This is a genomic window from Streptomyces europaeiscabiei (assembly GCF_036346855.1).
GTDB classification, from domain to species: Bacteria; Actinomycetota; Actinomycetes; order Streptomycetales; family Streptomycetaceae; genus Streptomyces; species Streptomyces europaeiscabiei.
The window spans coordinates 9,692,389-9,705,510 of the sequence record NZ_CP107841.1 but is presented as its reverse complement, the minus strand read 5'-3'; the positions used below and the strand labels follow the sequence as shown (position 1 = coordinate 9,705,510).

Below are 13,122 nucleotides of genomic sequence, written 5' to 3'. Positions count from 1 at the left end.
GCGAACGTTGCCTGCCGGCCGCTAGCCCTGCTTCGGGGCCGTGGAGTGTTCGCGGCGCAGGGTGAAGGAGTGGCCTGCCGGGTCGGCGTAGCCGCGCTCCTCGAACGGCCCGGACGCGTCCTTCGTGTCCACCGGACGCCCGCCGAGGGAGACGACCCGGCGCTCGGCCTCGTCCAGGTCGTCGACGTAGAAGTCCAGATGGGCCTGGAGGGAGTTCTCGGGGCGGGGCCAGCTCGGCGGGGTGGCGTTGACGTCCCGGCGGAACGCCAGCCGGGTGCCACAGGCGCCCTCGATCTCGACACGGTTGGCCGTGGCGTCCGTCTCCTCCCCGTCGAGCAGCTCCTTGTAGAACACCGCGAGCTTCTCCGGCTCGGCGCAGTCCAGCACCACCAGGCCCGCCTGTACCAGTGCCATGTCTCCTCCGTACGCGATCCCGGGCGCGGGGGACGGTTCCGCCGCGCCCATACGCTCCCCGGGTACCCGCCGGCTACAGGTTCAGCCGCAGCGTGAGTGCCTGCGGCCGGAACGACTCCCGCTCGTAGAAGCGGATGCCGTCCGCGTTGGCCGCCGAGGCGGTCACCTCCGCGTGCACCGCGCCCTGTTCCCGCGCCCACACCAGGAAGGTGTCGACCAGCCGGGCCCCGACGCGGGCGCGCCGGTGCTCGGGCCGGACGTACAGCGCCATGAGGGTGGCCGATCCGACGGGGCGCAGGGCGGTGGGCCCGGACATCGATCCCGACAGATGGCCCACCACCTCCTCGCCGTGCAGCGCGGCCAGCAGCAGCCGGCCGGGGTCCTGGAGAGCGGCTGTGAAGGCCTCGGCACCGTGCCTGCGCGGCCAGTCCATGTTCAGGCTGGGGTCCCGTTCCCCGCCGTCCTCGGCGAACAGCCAGGAGCTGGAGACGACGATCCCCGGCACGTCCTCGGCGCGGGCGCGCCGCACGATCACCTCTTGCTCACTCATGGACGGGAACCTAGCGGCAGGGTCCGACAACCCGTCGGCGCCGGCCATGGGCACCCCGGGTGGACTTCCTGGACAGTGGTCCAGCTATAGTGGACACCTGTCCATGAAGTTCGGAACATCGAGTGAACCACGGAGTCTGTTGACATGGAGATCCTGGCGAACGTGCTGGTCGCGCTGGTGGCGGTACTGCACGCGTACATCCTGGTGATGGAGATGTTCCTGTGGCAGAAGAAGCCGGGGATGTCGTTCCACGGACTGGACGCGGAGATGGCGAAGCGGACGGCGGCGATGGCCGCCAATCAGGGGCTCTACAACGGCTTCCTCGCCGCGGGTCTGGTGTGGGGCCTGATCGCCGCCGACCCGACCGGCTACCGCGCCCAGATCTTCTTCCTCGCCTGTGTGATCGTCGCCGGTGTGTACGGCGCCGCCACCGCCAACCGCCGCATCCTCTTCGCCCAGGCCCTCCCCGGCGCGCTCGCCCTGGCCGCCGTCCTCGTCGCGGGATGACCCCGGAGGACCCCCGGGCCACGGAGGACCCCCGGGCCGCCCGCACCCGGGCCAGGCTGCGGGAAGCCCTCCTCGACGAGTGCGCCCGGCACCCGCTGCACGAGATCGGCGTGGCAGCGCTGGTCCGCCGGGCGGGGGTCGGCCGGGCCACGTTCTACGTCCACTACCCCGACCTGGAGGCGCTGGCCGTCGACGCCTGCGCCGATGTCGTACGGGAGGCCGTCGAGGCGCTGCACGCCTGGCGCGGGCGCCCCGACCCGGTGCGGGCGCCGCAGGCGCTGCCGGAGTTCTTCGCCGGTCTCGCCCCGCACGCGGCCCTGTATCGCACCCTGCTGGCACCCGGTGGCGGCGGGCCGCTCGGCCGGGTCCTCCACCGCGACCTGCGCGCCTACAGTCTCCGCGAACGCGAACTCGCGGGGGCGGCGGACGCCCCACTGGTGGCCTCCGCCGTGGCGGCCACCTTCGCCGGGGTGCTCGCCGACTGGCTGCACGGCCTCCTCGACGGCACGCCTCAGGAGATCGCCGACCAGGCGTGGCAGCTGCTGGTGGCGCTGCACCGCAGCCGGTGAGCCCCACCGAAGGGGCCCTGGACGTGCGACCGCCCTGGGGGTGACCCGGTGTACGGGTCACCCCCAGGGCCGGGGTCACGCGGGGAGTACGTGCCCCGGCGGGAGATGGCTCCTCGGGACGTCGGAACCCGTCAGAACGTCAGCACGGGCTTGACGGCCTTGCCGCCGCTCATGTCGGCGACCGCCTGGCCGATGTCCTCGAACTTGTAGCGGCTGATCAGCCGGTCGAGCGGGAGCTTGCCCTCCTTGACCAGCTGGACGAGGACCGGGATGGCAGTCTGGATCTCGTTGTCGCCGAGGGTGAGGCCGACGACACGCTTGCCGCCGAGCATGCCGTTGACGTCGAGGGAGACCTCGGTGCCGAACGGTGGGGCGCCCACGATGACAAGCGTGCCGCGCGCGGCGAGGGAGTCGACGCCCTTGCGGAGCACGAAGACGCTGCCGGTGGTCTCGACGACGCCGTCGGCTCCCCGGCCGCCGGTGATCTCCATGATCGCCTCGGTGATGTCGGCGGCCTCGCTCGCGTTCACCGTGTGCGTGGCACCCAGCTCCTTGGCCAGCTCCAGGCGCTCGCCGACCTTGTCCACGGCGATGACCGTGGTCGCGGGGGTAAGGGCCGCCGCCATCACGGCGGAGAGGCCGACGGCTCCGGCGCCGAGGACGACGAGGGTGCTGCCCGCGCGGGGCTCCAGCACGTTCCACACGGCGCCGACGCCGGTCTGGACGCCGCAGCCGAGCGGGGCGATGGAGTCCAGCGGTACGTCCGGGTCGACCTTGACGAGGCTGCGCTCGTCGACCAGGGCGCGCTCGGCGAAGGAGGACTGGCCGAAGAAGTGGCCGCCCAGGTCCTCGCCGTCGCGGCTGATGGTGCTGGTGCCGTCGGCTCGGCGGCCGCCGAGCAGGTTCAGCGGGAGCCAGGTGGCGCAGTACGCCGGGTGTCCGTCACGGCAGTTGTGACAGGCGCCGCAGGAGGTGAAGGACAGGACGACGTGATCGCCGGGCACGACGGAGGTGACACCCGGGCCGACGGCCTCGACGACACCGGCGCCCTCGTGGCCGAGGACCCCGGGGAGGGGGAAGGGCAGCCCGCCGCTGGCGACACCGAGGTCGGTGTGGCACAGGCCGGCGGCGACCATGCGGACCAGGGCCTCGCCCTGCCCCGGCTGGTCGAGGACGACCTCGGAGAGGGTGAAGGGAGCGCCCCCGGACTCGACCACGGCGGCGCGTGTGGTGGTGGACATTCTCATGACTCCTTGTCTGTCCGTGAGCCGCCGCAGCGGGCGGCTCACGAGTGATCCCGGGGAGGCGCTCAGTCGAGCGAGACGACGACGGACTTGACCTTGGTGTAGGACTCCAGCGCTTCTGGGCCGTACTCGCGCCCGAAGCCGGAGGCCTTCACCCCGCCGAAGGGCACGGCGGGGTCGAGCATCGGCCAGTCGTTGACCCAGACGATGCCCGCCTGGAGGCGGTCGGCGACGCGGTGGGCGCGGGTGAGGTCGGTGGTCTGGATGCCGGAGGCCAGCCCGTACGGCGTGGAGTTGGCCAGTTCGACGGCCTCGTCCTCGGAGTCGAAGGGCTGCACGGTGAGGACCGGCCCGAAGACCTCCTCCTGGACGACCCGGGAGTCGTTGGTGAGGTCGGCGATGACGGTGGGCTTGTAGTAGTAGCCGCCGTCCAGGTCGAGGCGCTCGCCGCCGCAGACGATGCGGCCGCCCTCCTTGCGGGCCAGCTCGACGTACTCCTCGACCTTCTTCAGGTGGCGCTCGCCCGCCATCGGGCCGATGACGGTCTCGGGCTGCCGGGGGTCGCCGATCGGCACGCCGGGCACGGCGTCGGCGAGGATGCCGACCACGGTGTCGTGGACCGAACGGGCGACCAGCAGGCGGGGGCCGCCCATGCAGAACTGGCCGGTGTTGAAGACGAAGCCCTTGATGATGGCGCCGATGGCCTTCTCTATGTCGGCGTCCTCGAAGACGAGGTGCGCCGCGTTGCCGCCCAGCTCCATCGTGACCTGCTTCAGTCCCTCGCCGGCGACGCTCGCCGCGTGCCGGCCGGTCGCGGTGGAACCGGTGAAGGCGATCTTGTCGACGCCGGGGTTGCGCAGCAGCGCCTCGCCCGCGACCGGGCCCGTGCCGGTGACCACGTTGTAGACGCCGTCCGGGACACCGGCCTCCTTCAGGAGCCCCGCCATGTAGAGGGCGCTGAGCGGGGTCTCCTCGGCCGGCTTGTGCACGACCGTGTTGCCGGCCGCGAGCGCGGGGGCGATCTTGGAGCCGGCCAGGATCAGCGGGAAGTTGAACGGGGTGATCGCGCCGACCACACCGATCGGGCCGCGCTTGGTGTAGGCGAGGCGGTTGTTCGGGACGTCGCGGGCGGAGCCGTCCAGGGACCAGGCGAGGGAGGCGTAGTACTCGTAGTCGTTGGCCGCGTTCGTCACGTCGACCGCGTGGGCCAGGGTGATGGGCTTGCCGACGTCACGGCTCTCGATGGCCGCGATGTCGTCGGCGTTCTCCCGGATCAGCTGAGCGACGCGGTTCAGGATCCGGCCGCGCTCGCGGCCGCTCAGCCCGGACCACGTGCCGCTGTCGAACGCCTCGCGTGCGGCGCGCACGGCGGCGTCGACGTCGGCGGCACCCGCTTCCGCGACCGTCGTGACCACCTGGCCCGTGGACGGGTCGATCACGTCGGCGCGTGCCCCGTCAGTCGCCTCGAGCCACTGTCCACCGATGAACAGCCGCCCGGGCTCGCTCTCGAAGGTGGTCGTCATTGCCCACTCCTAAGCCTTGATTCAGCCTGATCGCCAAGTCTTCAACCAACAGGATTCCTGCTGGTTCGCAGTTTCATTACACACAGGTTTCCTGTCAATGCCTTACGCTGACCCCATGGTCGGCACCAAGGCACCCCCTTCCCTCCTCTACATGGTCAAGCAGGTCGAGCTCGTTGTCCGCTCGCGCCTGGACGAACTGGTGAAGCCGGCCGGGATCACAGCCCTGCAGTACACGTCGCTCACCGTCCTGGAGCGGCACGACGGACTCTCGGCCGCCCAGCTCGCCCGCGACTCGTTCGTCACCGCCCAGTCCATCGCGGATCTCGTACGCAGTCTCGAGAACCGGGGACTCGTGCGCCGGGAGCGCAATCCGCGCAACCGGCGGGAGCTGCTGATCCTGCTGACGGACGACGGGCGTGAGCTACTCGACCGCTACGCCGAACCCATGCGTGACCTGGAAGAACGCATGATCAGCGACCTCACGGCGCACCAGGCCGACCAGTTCCGGCAGTCGCTGTCGAAGGCGTGGCACGCCCTGTCGTAGAGGGCTCTGCGCAAAACTCCGGACGGATTGCCGGAGAAATCGAAGACATATGTCAATCGAACATGCTGAAATTCACCCTGACGAGGGTAACTTGCAGGGCAGGGACGGGTTTTGCCCTCATGTCTGTCCTGACACAGTCCGGTTGGAGACGATGCCGTCGTGTCGAGCGACCCCACACCGCCCGCGACCGGGTACCTGCGCGTCCGCACGGAGCGCGGCCGTACCGTGCTCGAACTGCACGGCGAGATCGACATCGCGGCGGCCGTGGAGATCATTCCGCACCTCGACGCGGCGACGAGCCGCCCCGGCGCCCGGATCGTGATCGACCTGAGGCAGGTCGAGTTCTTCGACTGCTCGGGCCTGCGGCTGCTCTACCGGGCCCGGCAGCGGGTGCTCGACCGCGACGGCGAGCTGCGCCTGGTCTGCACCCACCCGCTCACCCTGCGCGTCCTGAAGGTCACCGGCCTGGCCCGGCTGCTGCCGCCCGCCCCGTCGCTGGACGCGGCCCTGGAGCAGCCCGAAGCCGCGTCCGGCACCGCGTCCGGCACTTTATGACCCCGCCCCTCGGCCCTCGCCGTTCTCCTGTCTCGGTTGCATCCGTTCCCTCTCTTCCCGCTATTCCCTCGACGGCGCGTCGAACAGGGCGCTGACGGACTCGCCGTTGTGGATGCGCCGCACGGCCTCGGCGAGCGCGGGGGCGATGGAGAGGATCTTGAGCTTCTCGGTGCGTTCGTCCACGGGGACGGGCACCGTGTTCGTGCAGACGATCTCCAGGATGTCGGGCTGCGCACTCAGCCGCTTCAGGGCGCCCGCCGCGAACAGTCCGTGGGTGCACGCCACCCGGATCGAACGCGGCCCCAGCTCCCGCAGCCGCTCCAGAAGTTCCAGGACGGTGCTGCCCTTGGCGATCTCGTCGTCGAGGACGATCACATCCCGCCCGGTGACCTCGCCGATCACCGAGTTGATGCTCACCCGGTCGTCCGCGAACCGCTGCTTGGCACCCGCGGCGACCTGAGCGCCGATCATCCGTGCGAACGCCGCCGCCTCCTTGGCGTTGCCCAGGTCCGGCGACACCACCGTCGTACGGGTCAGGTCGTACTGCCGGAAGTGCGCGGCCAGTTCGCGCAGGGCGTGCAGATGATCGACCGGCACCGAGAAGAAGCCGTGCACCTGCGGTGAGTGCAGGGTCATGGCGAGGACACGGCCGGCACCCGCCGCCACCATCAGATCGGCGACCAGCCGGCCGCCGATGGAGATGCGCGGCGCGTCCTTCTTGTCGGAGCGGGCGTAGGAGTAGTGCGGCATGACCACGGTGATCCGGCCCGCCGAGGCGCCGCGCGCCGCGTCGCACATCAGCAGCAGCTCGACGAGATGCTCCTGAACCGGCGCGACCAGCGGCTGGATCAGGAACACGTCCTTCTCCCGGCAGTTGGCCTGGAGCTGCACCTCCAGACAGTCGTTGGCGAAACGGCTCACCCGGGACGGACTCAGGGGCACCCCCAGGTGCGCGCACACCTCGTCCGCGAGCTCGGGGTGGGCGCTGCCGGTGAAGACGGCGATGTCACGCACGGTCGGCTCCTCGCATGAACATGATCATTACGGGCTGCGCGGCTCATGCTACTGGCCGCCCGGCGTACGCCGATGCGGTACGGCGGCCCGGACGGGCCGCACCCCCGGTCTACGGCGAAGTGCGGACAATCACCAACTCGGCGTTCCCCCCGGGCCTTTGCGGGCATTCGTTGAAAGAGGAAGGAGGACCGTCGACATGACGACGTCCATCAAGCGCACGCGTCTGCCCGGCTGGGCCAAACTGCTCACCGCTGCGGTCGTCCTCATCGTGGTGCTGCTGGCCGCGCTGAGGATGCTGGTCTTCGGGGGGCTGGAGGACGTGTTCGGCACCGAGGAGCACGACCGCTCGGGGCCCACACTCCTGAAGTCCATCCAGGACATGAGCCGTTACGACGCCGCCTCGGGCAACTTCCAGGTCGTCGTCGACCTGGAGAAGGACGCCAAGTACCTGCCGGACGCGATCCGCGGCACCCGCACGCTGTACGTCGGTGCGGGCACCGTCGACGCCTATGTCGACCTCGGCAAGGTCGGCGACAACGACGTGAAGGTCGACGAGGACCGCACGTCGGCCACCATCAACCTCCCGCACGCACAGCTCGGCAAGCCGGCCCTCGACACCGAGCACTCCTACGCCGTGTCCAAGCAGCGCGGGCTGCTCGACCGCCTCGGCGACGTGTTCTCCGACAACCCCAACGGCGAACAGGCCGTGCAGCGCCTCGCCGTCAAGCACATCGGCGACGCCGCGAAGGACAGCAAGCTCACGGACCGTGCCGAGGCCAACACCACCGACATGCTCGAAGGACTGCTGACATCCCTCGGCTTCAAGGAGGTAAAGGTGACGTACGGGTCCTGACGGGTCCTGACGAGCACCCGCGCTCTCCCCGGGTTCGGGGAGAGCGCGACGCACGTCGGCTCATCCGCCGCCTCCGCACGTCCGCGCCCTCCCACGTCCCGCGCTCCCGGGCGCCTCTCCGGCACCCCTCGAACGGGAGCGGGCCCCTGTCACTCGCACCCCGGAGTGCCCGGGGAGGGCGAGGGGAAACCCGCGAAACCCGGCGGACGACTTCCCGCAAGGGTCGTCCGGACGGGAATCGTGGGCCGCTTCGGGGGTAGCCACCTTGTGACAGAGGGAAGTTGAAATCGGGAGGGTCGCATGGCCGGCACCACGTCAAGTTCCCGTTCCACAGCCTCCGGCCGCCGCCCCCCGGCGGCCGCGGACGTTCGACGACCACTCCCACTGCCCCTGCGGCTGCTGGCGATGGCACTGGCCTTCATGGCCATGGTGGCCTTCGGCGTGGTGCTGGCCGGGCTCACCCTCCAGCCGTCCCCGGCGTCGGAGGCGCTCACCCACAGCAACCTCCACCCCGGCAGCTCCCTGAAGCTCTACTGGCACCACCCCGACCCGCGGGACGCGATCAAGCAGGTCGGCGGGAACATCCTGCTGGGCGTGCCGTTCGGGATCCTGCTGCCGGTGCTGGCGCCCGGGGCACGCGGCCTGCTGCGCGTGCCCGCGCTGACCGCGTTGATGATGCTGCTGGTCGAGCTGGTGCAGGGCGCGCTCGTCACCGGACGCGCGTTCGACATCGACGACGTCATCCTCAACACGACGGGCGCGCTGCTGGGCTATCTGCTGCTGGGCCGGCGGCTCGGCCGGGCGGTGCACGCCCGAGTCCCGCGCGAGCCGAAGGCCGCACCGGCCGAGCGCAAGGCACCGACCCAGCGCAAGGCTCCGGCGCAGCGGAAGGCGCCGGGCCGACCGAAGGCACCGCGCGGCGGCTGGGCACAGCGGCTGCGCTTCGGCCGGGGCAAGAAGGCTAGTGCCGCGTCCAAGTGAATTTGTCGCCGCCCACCCAGCGGACCTGGTCGGGGTCGTCGAGGTCGTGGACGACGACCCCGTAGGCCGCCGCGGCCCGCAGCACGTCCGTCAACGTCTTCGCCTCGCCGACCACCTGGCCGTCGATCTCCACGATCCGGAACGGCGGCGTACCGGGCTGCACCCCGAGCACCAGGACCCGGGGATGGGAAATGTAGGGGCTCGCGCTTTCGGTCATGTCTAGAGCGTAGAGCGGTTCCGGCGGTCGGTGACCGGACGGCGTCCGGGCGGGTGAGTCCGGCCGCCCGTGATCGTACGGCCGCCGTGCGGGTACCCGGGGGCTGCGCGACGCTGGAAGCCGGAGGCTGGAGGTGCCATGGATCCCGTCGAGGCCCTGGACCGGATCGCATTCCTGCTGGAGCGGGACCGGGCCCCCACCTATCGCGTACGTGCGTTCCGTACGGCCTCCGCCGTGCTCGGCGCACTCCCGGCGGACGAGGTGGCCGAACGGGCGACCACCGGGTCGCTGGAGTCGCTGAAGGGCGTCGGGCCGAAGACCGCGCAGGTGGTGCGCGAGGCGCTGGCCGGGGAGGTGCCCGGCTATCTGCGGCAGCTGGAACAGGGGACCGAGGCCCCGCCGACGGGCGAGGGCGCGGGTGCGGAGCTGTTGAGGCTGATCCGGGGCGACTGCCATGTGCACTCCGACTGGTCGGACGGCGGCAGCCCCATCGAGGAGATGGGCCGGACCGCCGCGCGCCTCGGCCACGAATGGACCGTGCTCACCGACCACTCCCCCCGGCTGACCGTCGCCCGCGGCCTGTCCCCGGAGCGGCTGCGGGAGCAGCTCGACGTGGTGGCCGCGCTGAACGAGACGTGGGCCCCGTTCCGGCTGCTCACCGGCATCGAGTGCGACATCCTCGACGACGGTTCGCTGGACCAGGAGCCCGAGCTGCTGGAACGGCTCGACGTGGTGGTGGTGTCCGTGCACTCCAAGCTGCGGATGGACGCGCGTGCGATGACCCGGCGGATGGTCGCCGCCGTCCGTGACCCGCACTCCGACGTGCTGGGGCACTGCACGGGGCGGCTGGTGACCGGGCGGGAGCGGCCCGAGTCGGAGTTCGACGCGGAGGCGGTGTTCGCGGCGTGCGCGGAGACGGGTACGGCCGTGGAGATCAACTCCCGGCCGGAGCGGCTGGATCCGCCCCGGCGGTTGGTGCGGGGGGCCGTGGAGGCGGGGGTGTTGTTCTCGGTCGACACGGACGCGCATGCGCCGGGGCAGTTGACCTGGCAGGCGTACGGGTGTGCTCGGGCGGAGGAGTGCGGGGTGCCGGCGGAACGGGTGGTGACCACGTGGGGGGTGGAGGAGGTTCTCGGGTGGGCTCGGGATCGGGAGGTTCCGGAGGGGGTGCCGAGTGCCTGAGTGCTCGGGGGGGGTTCGGTGGGTTCGGTTCGGCGCGTGCGGGTGCGTCGTGGCTTGTCGCGCCCACGCGGGGGAGCCGCATTTGGATACAGCCCCGCGCCCCTGAAGGGCGCGTGTGTCGAAGTCTCCGGAAAGGTGAGCCATGGGTAGGGCCGCTGTTTTCGATGTCGACGGAACCCTTGTCGACAGTAATCACCTGCATGTCGTCGCCTGGTGGGAGGCGTTTCGGCAGGGTGGGCATCAGGTGGCCATGCATGACGTGCATCGGGCGGTGGGGCTGCCGTCCGGGGATCTGATCACGTATCTGCTGGGTGAGGAGCGCGACCCGGAGGAGAAGGACGCGCTGAGCGCGGCGCACAAGGCGTTGTACGGGACGTACTTCGAACGGCTGCCCGCATTGCCGGACGCCGGGCGGCTGTTGCGGCGGCTCGACGGGCAGGGCTGGAGCGTGGTGCTGGCGACCTCGGCGAGCGGGGCGGAGCTGGCCGCGTTGCGGCGGGCGATCGGGGCCGACGACGCCATCGTGGCGACGGCGAGCGCCGACGACGTGGCCGAGGGGAAGCCGGCGCCTGACCCGGTGGTGCAGGCCCTGGAGCTGGCCGGGGCTGAGGCCGAGCGGTCGGTGTTCGTCGGGGACACGGTCTGGGACATGCGGGCGGGCGTCCGGGCGGGGGTGCGCTGCGTGGCGGTGCTCTGCGGCGGTATCCCACGGCCCGAGCTGGAGGCGGCCGGCGCGGAGGCGGTGTTCCGGAATCCGGCCCATCTGCTGGCCGCACTGGAGGAGAGTCCGCTCGGTCGGGAGGAATGACCTGGTGACAGCCGCTGTGGGCGACCTTGCACAACGTGATGCAGATCACCGGCAATGTCCGGATAGGGAAGGAACACCCCCTGGTACTTTCCCGTTGAGCCAACCGTGGGTGCGGACGGGACAGTGTCCCCGGGCCTCACCTTTTGCCCACAGGGACGATCGTTCGGCTGAAGCCCTGTGGAGCCTTTCGCCGAGAGGCGACCGCCGTCCGCGCCCACACACAGACCGCCCCGACCGTGATTCCCCCGTCCCGGTCGGGGCTTCTCCCTTTTCGGACGCGCTCAGGCGTCGAATTCCCGCGGCCCGTACAGCGCCCCCGGCGCGCCCGTCATCAGGGCCCAGTAACGGTCGCCGTACGACCAGTGCCACCACTCGGTGGGGTAGTTGACCAGGCCGGCCGCGGTGAGGGCGGCTCCGAGCGTCTCCCGGTGGGCGCGGGCCTCGGCGGAGATGCCGTCCGCCCCCGTGTAGCAGGCGCCGGCGCTCTCCTCCGGGTCGGCGTTGACCCGCGTACCGAAGTCCAGTTCACGGCCGTCGGCGTCGACGAGGGTCAGGTCCACGGCCGCGCCCGCGGAGTGCGGGGCTATCTCGGGCGGGGAGACATAGCGGCTGGCCGCCGTGCGGATACGGTCGGCGGGCCAGTCGGGGTGCAGGGCGCGCTGCTCGGCCGCGTACTCCTCGAAGTACTCGCGCTGCAGGGACGGCGGGCGGTAGCCCTCGACGAAGAGCAGGCGCAGCCCGTCCGGCAGCAGTGACTGAGCCTCGACCAGCCGGTCGAGCACGCCCGCGCGCAGCTGGGCGTAGGCGCCCGTGGCGTCGGCCTTGCGCTCGTCGACCAGCAGGGGGCCGGCCCGGCGTACGTCGACGAGCGGCTCGTCGGAGTCGTGGACGGGTACGGCCGCCACCTTCGGGTCGGACATCAGGATGATCTCGGTCATGAGCTGATCATCTCGTGGGGCCGGCCGGTTCCCGCGGGGAGGGCCCGGACGGTGGCCGGGCCCTCCCCGCGGAGTGTCCGGATGCGACCGCGTGCATCCGCGGGGTCCGGGTACTCGTGGGCGGCCCTGGAGGAACGAAGCGCGCGAGAGGAGTCAGCGGTGAACGGAGAATCCGGCGGCAGGATCGTGGTCACTGGCGCCACCGGCAATGTGGGGACGAGTCTGGTGCGTCTGCTCGCGGAGGACGCGCGGGTCGGCGAGATACGGGGGCTGGCCCGTCGGGTCCCCGGGTGGGCGCCCGCGAAGACGGACTGGTCGGCCGTGGACGTGGGGTCCGAGCAGGCCGATCTGGTCAAGGAGTTCGAGGGGGCGGAAGCGGTCGTCCATCTCGCCTGGGCGTTCCAGCCGACGCACGACCCGGCCGCAACCTGGCGGACCAATGTGCTGGGCAGCATCCGGGTCTTCGAGGCGGTGGCGGCGGCCAAGGTCCCGACGCTGGTGCACGCCTCGTCGGTCGGCGCGTACTCACCGGGGCCGAAGGACCACGCGGTCGACGAGTCGTGGCCCACACACGGCTGGCCGGACGCCGCGTACTGCCGGGAGAAGGCGTATCTGGAGCGCGCCCTGGACTCCTTCGAGCACGAGCACCCCGGGGTGCGGGTGGTGCGGATGCGGCCCGCGTTCCTGTTCAAGCGGGAGTCGGCGAGCGAGCAGCGCCGTATCTTCGGCGGGCGATTCCTGCCGGGGCCGCTGGCCCGGCCGGAGCTGCTGCCGTTCCTGCCCGACATCCCCGGGCTGAGGGTGCAGACGCTGCACACCGACGACGCCGCTCAGGCATACCGGCTGGCGCTGCACTCCGACGTCCACGGCGCCTTCAACCTCGCGGCGGAGTCACCCGTGGACGCCGCGCTGCTCAGCGAGGTGCTGGGTTCCCGTGCGGTGAAGCTGCCCCGGGTCGCGGCCCGCTCGGCGGTCGCCGCCGCGTGGAACCTGCGGCTGCTGCCCGCCTCACCGCACCTCTTCGACGCGGTCCTGCGGCTGCCGCTGATGGACTCCTCGAAAGCCCGCGACGAGCTGGGCTGGCAACCGGAGCGTACGGCGGTGGAGGTGCTGGAGGAGTTCCTGGAGGGGCTGCGGCAAGGGGCCGGCGCCGAAACGGAACCGCTTCGGGGGCGGAAGGTCGGCTGAGTACGCCCATCTCGCCCCTCGGAGCCGGCATGACA

16 protein-coding genes are annotated in these 13,122 nt (G+C 71.3%); 9 read left to right on the top strand and 7 right to left on the bottom strand.

The features are described from left to right. Positions 1–21 precede the first annotated feature (21 nt). Positions 22–414: a VOC family protein gene (locus OG858_RS42185; protein WP_328543902.1), complete on the bottom strand. Its 393-nt coding sequence runs from the start codon at positions 412–414 to the stop codon at positions 22–24. 73 nt (positions 415–487) lie between these two features. Then, complete coding sequence (locus tag OG858_RS42180; RefSeq protein WP_086747065.1) at positions 488–964, bottom strand: GNAT family N-acetyltransferase; 477 nt, start codon at positions 962–964, stop codon at positions 488–490. A gap of 144 nt (positions 965–1,108) precedes the next feature. Between OG858_RS42180 and OG858_RS42175 the strand changes: the two genes are divergently transcribed. Both OG858_RS42175 and OG858_RS42170 read left to right on the top strand, forming a co-directional pair. Beyond that, the gene (locus OG858_RS42175) at positions 1,109–1,471 is read left to right on the top strand and encodes a DUF1304 domain-containing protein (RefSeq protein ID WP_037698593.1); all 363 of its coding nucleotides are present in this window, start codon (positions 1,109–1,111) and stop codon (positions 1,469–1,471) included. Further along, the gene (locus tag OG858_RS42170; RefSeq protein WP_037698595.1) at positions 1,468–2,040 is read left to right on the top strand and encodes a TetR/AcrR family transcriptional regulator; all 573 of its coding nucleotides are present in this window, start codon (positions 1,468–1,470) and stop codon (positions 2,038–2,040) included. The genes OG858_RS42175 and OG858_RS42170 overlap by 4 nt, the downstream gene beginning before the upstream one ends. A 131-nt stretch (positions 2,041–2,171) precedes the next feature. On the opposite strand, the gene OG858_RS42165 is transcribed toward OG858_RS42170, so the two are convergent. Further along, positions 2,172–3,281: an NAD(P)-dependent alcohol dehydrogenase gene (locus OG858_RS42165; protein ID WP_086747066.1), complete on the bottom strand. Its 1,110-nt coding sequence runs from the start codon at positions 3,279–3,281 to the stop codon at positions 2,172–2,174. 68 nt (positions 3,282–3,349) lie between these two features. Next, positions 3,350–4,807, bottom strand: a complete 1,458-nt coding sequence (locus OG858_RS42160; protein ID WP_086747067.1) for an aldehyde dehydrogenase family protein — start codon at positions 4,805–4,807, stop codon at positions 3,350–3,352. A 115-nt stretch (positions 4,808–4,922) separates the two neighbouring features. Between OG858_RS42160 and OG858_RS42155 the strand changes: the two genes are divergently transcribed. After that, positions 4,923–5,351 (top strand): MarR family winged helix-turn-helix transcriptional regulator, encoded by a 429-nt coding sequence (locus OG858_RS42155; protein WP_086747068.1) that lies wholly within the window; start codon positions 4,923–4,925, stop codon positions 5,349–5,351. 159 nt (positions 5,352–5,510) lie between these two features. Further along, a complete protein-coding gene (locus OG858_RS42150) occupies positions 5,511–5,906 on the top strand; it encodes an anti-sigma factor antagonist (protein ID WP_086747069.1) in 396 nt (131 codons plus the stop codon). Between the two features lie 60 nt (positions 5,907–5,966). On the opposite strand, the gene OG858_RS42145 is transcribed toward OG858_RS42150, so the two are convergent. After that, positions 5,967–6,920 carry a ribose-phosphate diphosphokinase gene (locus OG858_RS42145; RefSeq protein ID WP_086747070.1) on the bottom strand — a complete coding sequence of 318 codons (954 nt, stop codon included), beginning with the start codon at positions 6,918–6,920 and terminating at the stop codon, positions 5,967–5,969. Between the two features lie 196 nt (positions 6,921–7,116). Between OG858_RS42145 and OG858_RS42140 the strand changes: the two genes are divergently transcribed. Then, positions 7,117–7,773 (top strand): DUF4230 domain-containing protein, encoded by a 657-nt coding sequence (locus tag OG858_RS42140; protein ID WP_086747071.1) that lies wholly within the window; start codon positions 7,117–7,119, stop codon positions 7,771–7,773. 300 nt (positions 7,774–8,073) lie between these two features. Then, positions 8,074–8,754 carry a VanZ family protein gene (locus OG858_RS42135; protein WP_086747072.1) on the top strand — a complete coding sequence of 227 codons (681 nt, stop codon included), beginning with the start codon at positions 8,074–8,076 and terminating at the stop codon, positions 8,752–8,754. On the opposite strand, the gene OG858_RS42130 is transcribed toward OG858_RS42135, so the two are convergent. Beyond that, positions 8,735–8,971, bottom strand: a complete 237-nt coding sequence (locus tag OG858_RS42130; protein ID WP_046706456.1) for a hypothetical protein — start codon at positions 8,969–8,971, stop codon at positions 8,735–8,737. The genes OG858_RS42135 and OG858_RS42130 overlap by 20 nt on opposite strands. 138 nt (positions 8,972–9,109) lie before the next feature. Here OG858_RS42130 and OG858_RS42125 point away from each other — a divergent pair, with 138 nt between their 5' ends. Together OG858_RS42125 and OG858_RS42120 are read left to right on the top strand one after the other, a co-directional pair. Next, complete coding sequence (locus OG858_RS42125) at positions 9,110–10,153, top strand: PHP domain-containing protein (protein ID WP_319065412.1); 1,044 nt, start codon at positions 9,110–9,112, stop codon at positions 10,151–10,153. Positions 10,154–10,295: 142 nt separating this feature from the next. Then, a complete protein-coding gene (locus OG858_RS42120; RefSeq protein ID WP_328543903.1) occupies positions 10,296–10,961 on the top strand; it encodes an HAD family hydrolase in 666 nt (221 codons plus the stop codon). 281 nt (positions 10,962–11,242) lie between these two features. Here the strand turns inward: OG858_RS42120 and OG858_RS42115 are convergent, their stop codons facing one another. Then, entirely contained in the window at positions 11,243–11,899 is a 657-nt protein-coding gene (locus tag OG858_RS42115; protein WP_319065414.1) for a M15 family metallopeptidase, read from the bottom strand. A 159-nt stretch (positions 11,900–12,058) separates the two neighbouring features. Between OG858_RS42115 and OG858_RS42110 the strand changes: the two genes are divergently transcribed. Beyond that, positions 12,059–13,087 (top strand): SDR family oxidoreductase, encoded by a 1,029-nt coding sequence (locus OG858_RS42110; protein WP_086752083.1) that lies wholly within the window; start codon positions 12,059–12,061, stop codon positions 13,085–13,087. The last annotated feature ends 35 nt before the right edge of the window (positions 13,088–13,122 follow it).

What these genes read in the sequence shown, in the direction of transcription:
- OG858_RS42115 (WP_319065414.1), bottom strand. Translation starts at nt 11,899, where the DNA reads ATGACCGAGATCATCCTGATGTCCGACCCGAAGGTGGCGGCCGTACCC.
- OG858_RS42135 (WP_086747072.1), top strand. Translation starts at nt 8,074, where the DNA reads ATGGCCGGCACCACGTCAAGTTCCCGTTCCACAGCCTCCGGCCGCCGC.
- OG858_RS42130 (WP_046706456.1), bottom strand. Translation starts at nt 8,971, where the DNA reads ATGACCGAAAGCGCGAGCCCCTACATTTCCCATCCCCGGGTCCTGGTG.
- OG858_RS42155 (WP_086747068.1), top strand. Translation starts at nt 4,923, where the DNA reads ATGGTCGGCACCAAGGCACCCCCTTCCCTCCTCTACATGGTCAAGCAG.
- OG858_RS42125 (WP_319065412.1), top strand. Translation starts at nt 9,110, where the DNA reads ATGGATCCCGTCGAGGCCCTGGACCGGATCGCATTCCTGCTGGAGCGG.
- OG858_RS42140 (WP_086747071.1), top strand. Translation starts at nt 7,117, where the DNA reads ATGACGACGTCCATCAAGCGCACGCGTCTGCCCGGCTGGGCCAAACTG.
- OG858_RS42180 (WP_086747065.1), bottom strand. Translation starts at nt 964, where the DNA reads ATGAGTGAGCAAGAGGTGATCGTGCGGCGCGCCCGCGCCGAGGACGTG.
- OG858_RS42160 (WP_086747067.1), bottom strand. Translation starts at nt 4,807, where the DNA reads ATGACGACCACCTTCGAGAGCGAGCCCGGGCGGCTGTTCATCGGTGGA.
- OG858_RS42170 (WP_037698595.1), top strand. Translation starts at nt 1,468, where the DNA reads ATGACCCCGGAGGACCCCCGGGCCACGGAGGACCCCCGGGCCGCCCGC.
- OG858_RS42165 (WP_086747066.1), bottom strand. Translation starts at nt 3,281, where the DNA reads ATGTCCACCACCACACGCGCCGCCGTGGTCGAGTCCGGGGGCGCTCCC.
- OG858_RS42175 (WP_037698593.1), top strand. Translation starts at nt 1,109, where the DNA reads ATGGAGATCCTGGCGAACGTGCTGGTCGCGCTGGTGGCGGTACTGCAC.
- OG858_RS42120 (WP_328543903.1), top strand. Translation starts at nt 10,296, where the DNA reads ATGGGTAGGGCCGCTGTTTTCGATGTCGACGGAACCCTTGTCGACAGT.
- OG858_RS42185 (WP_328543902.1), bottom strand. Translation starts at nt 414, where the DNA reads ATGGCACTGGTACAGGCGGGCCTGGTGGTGCTGGACTGCGCCGAGCCG.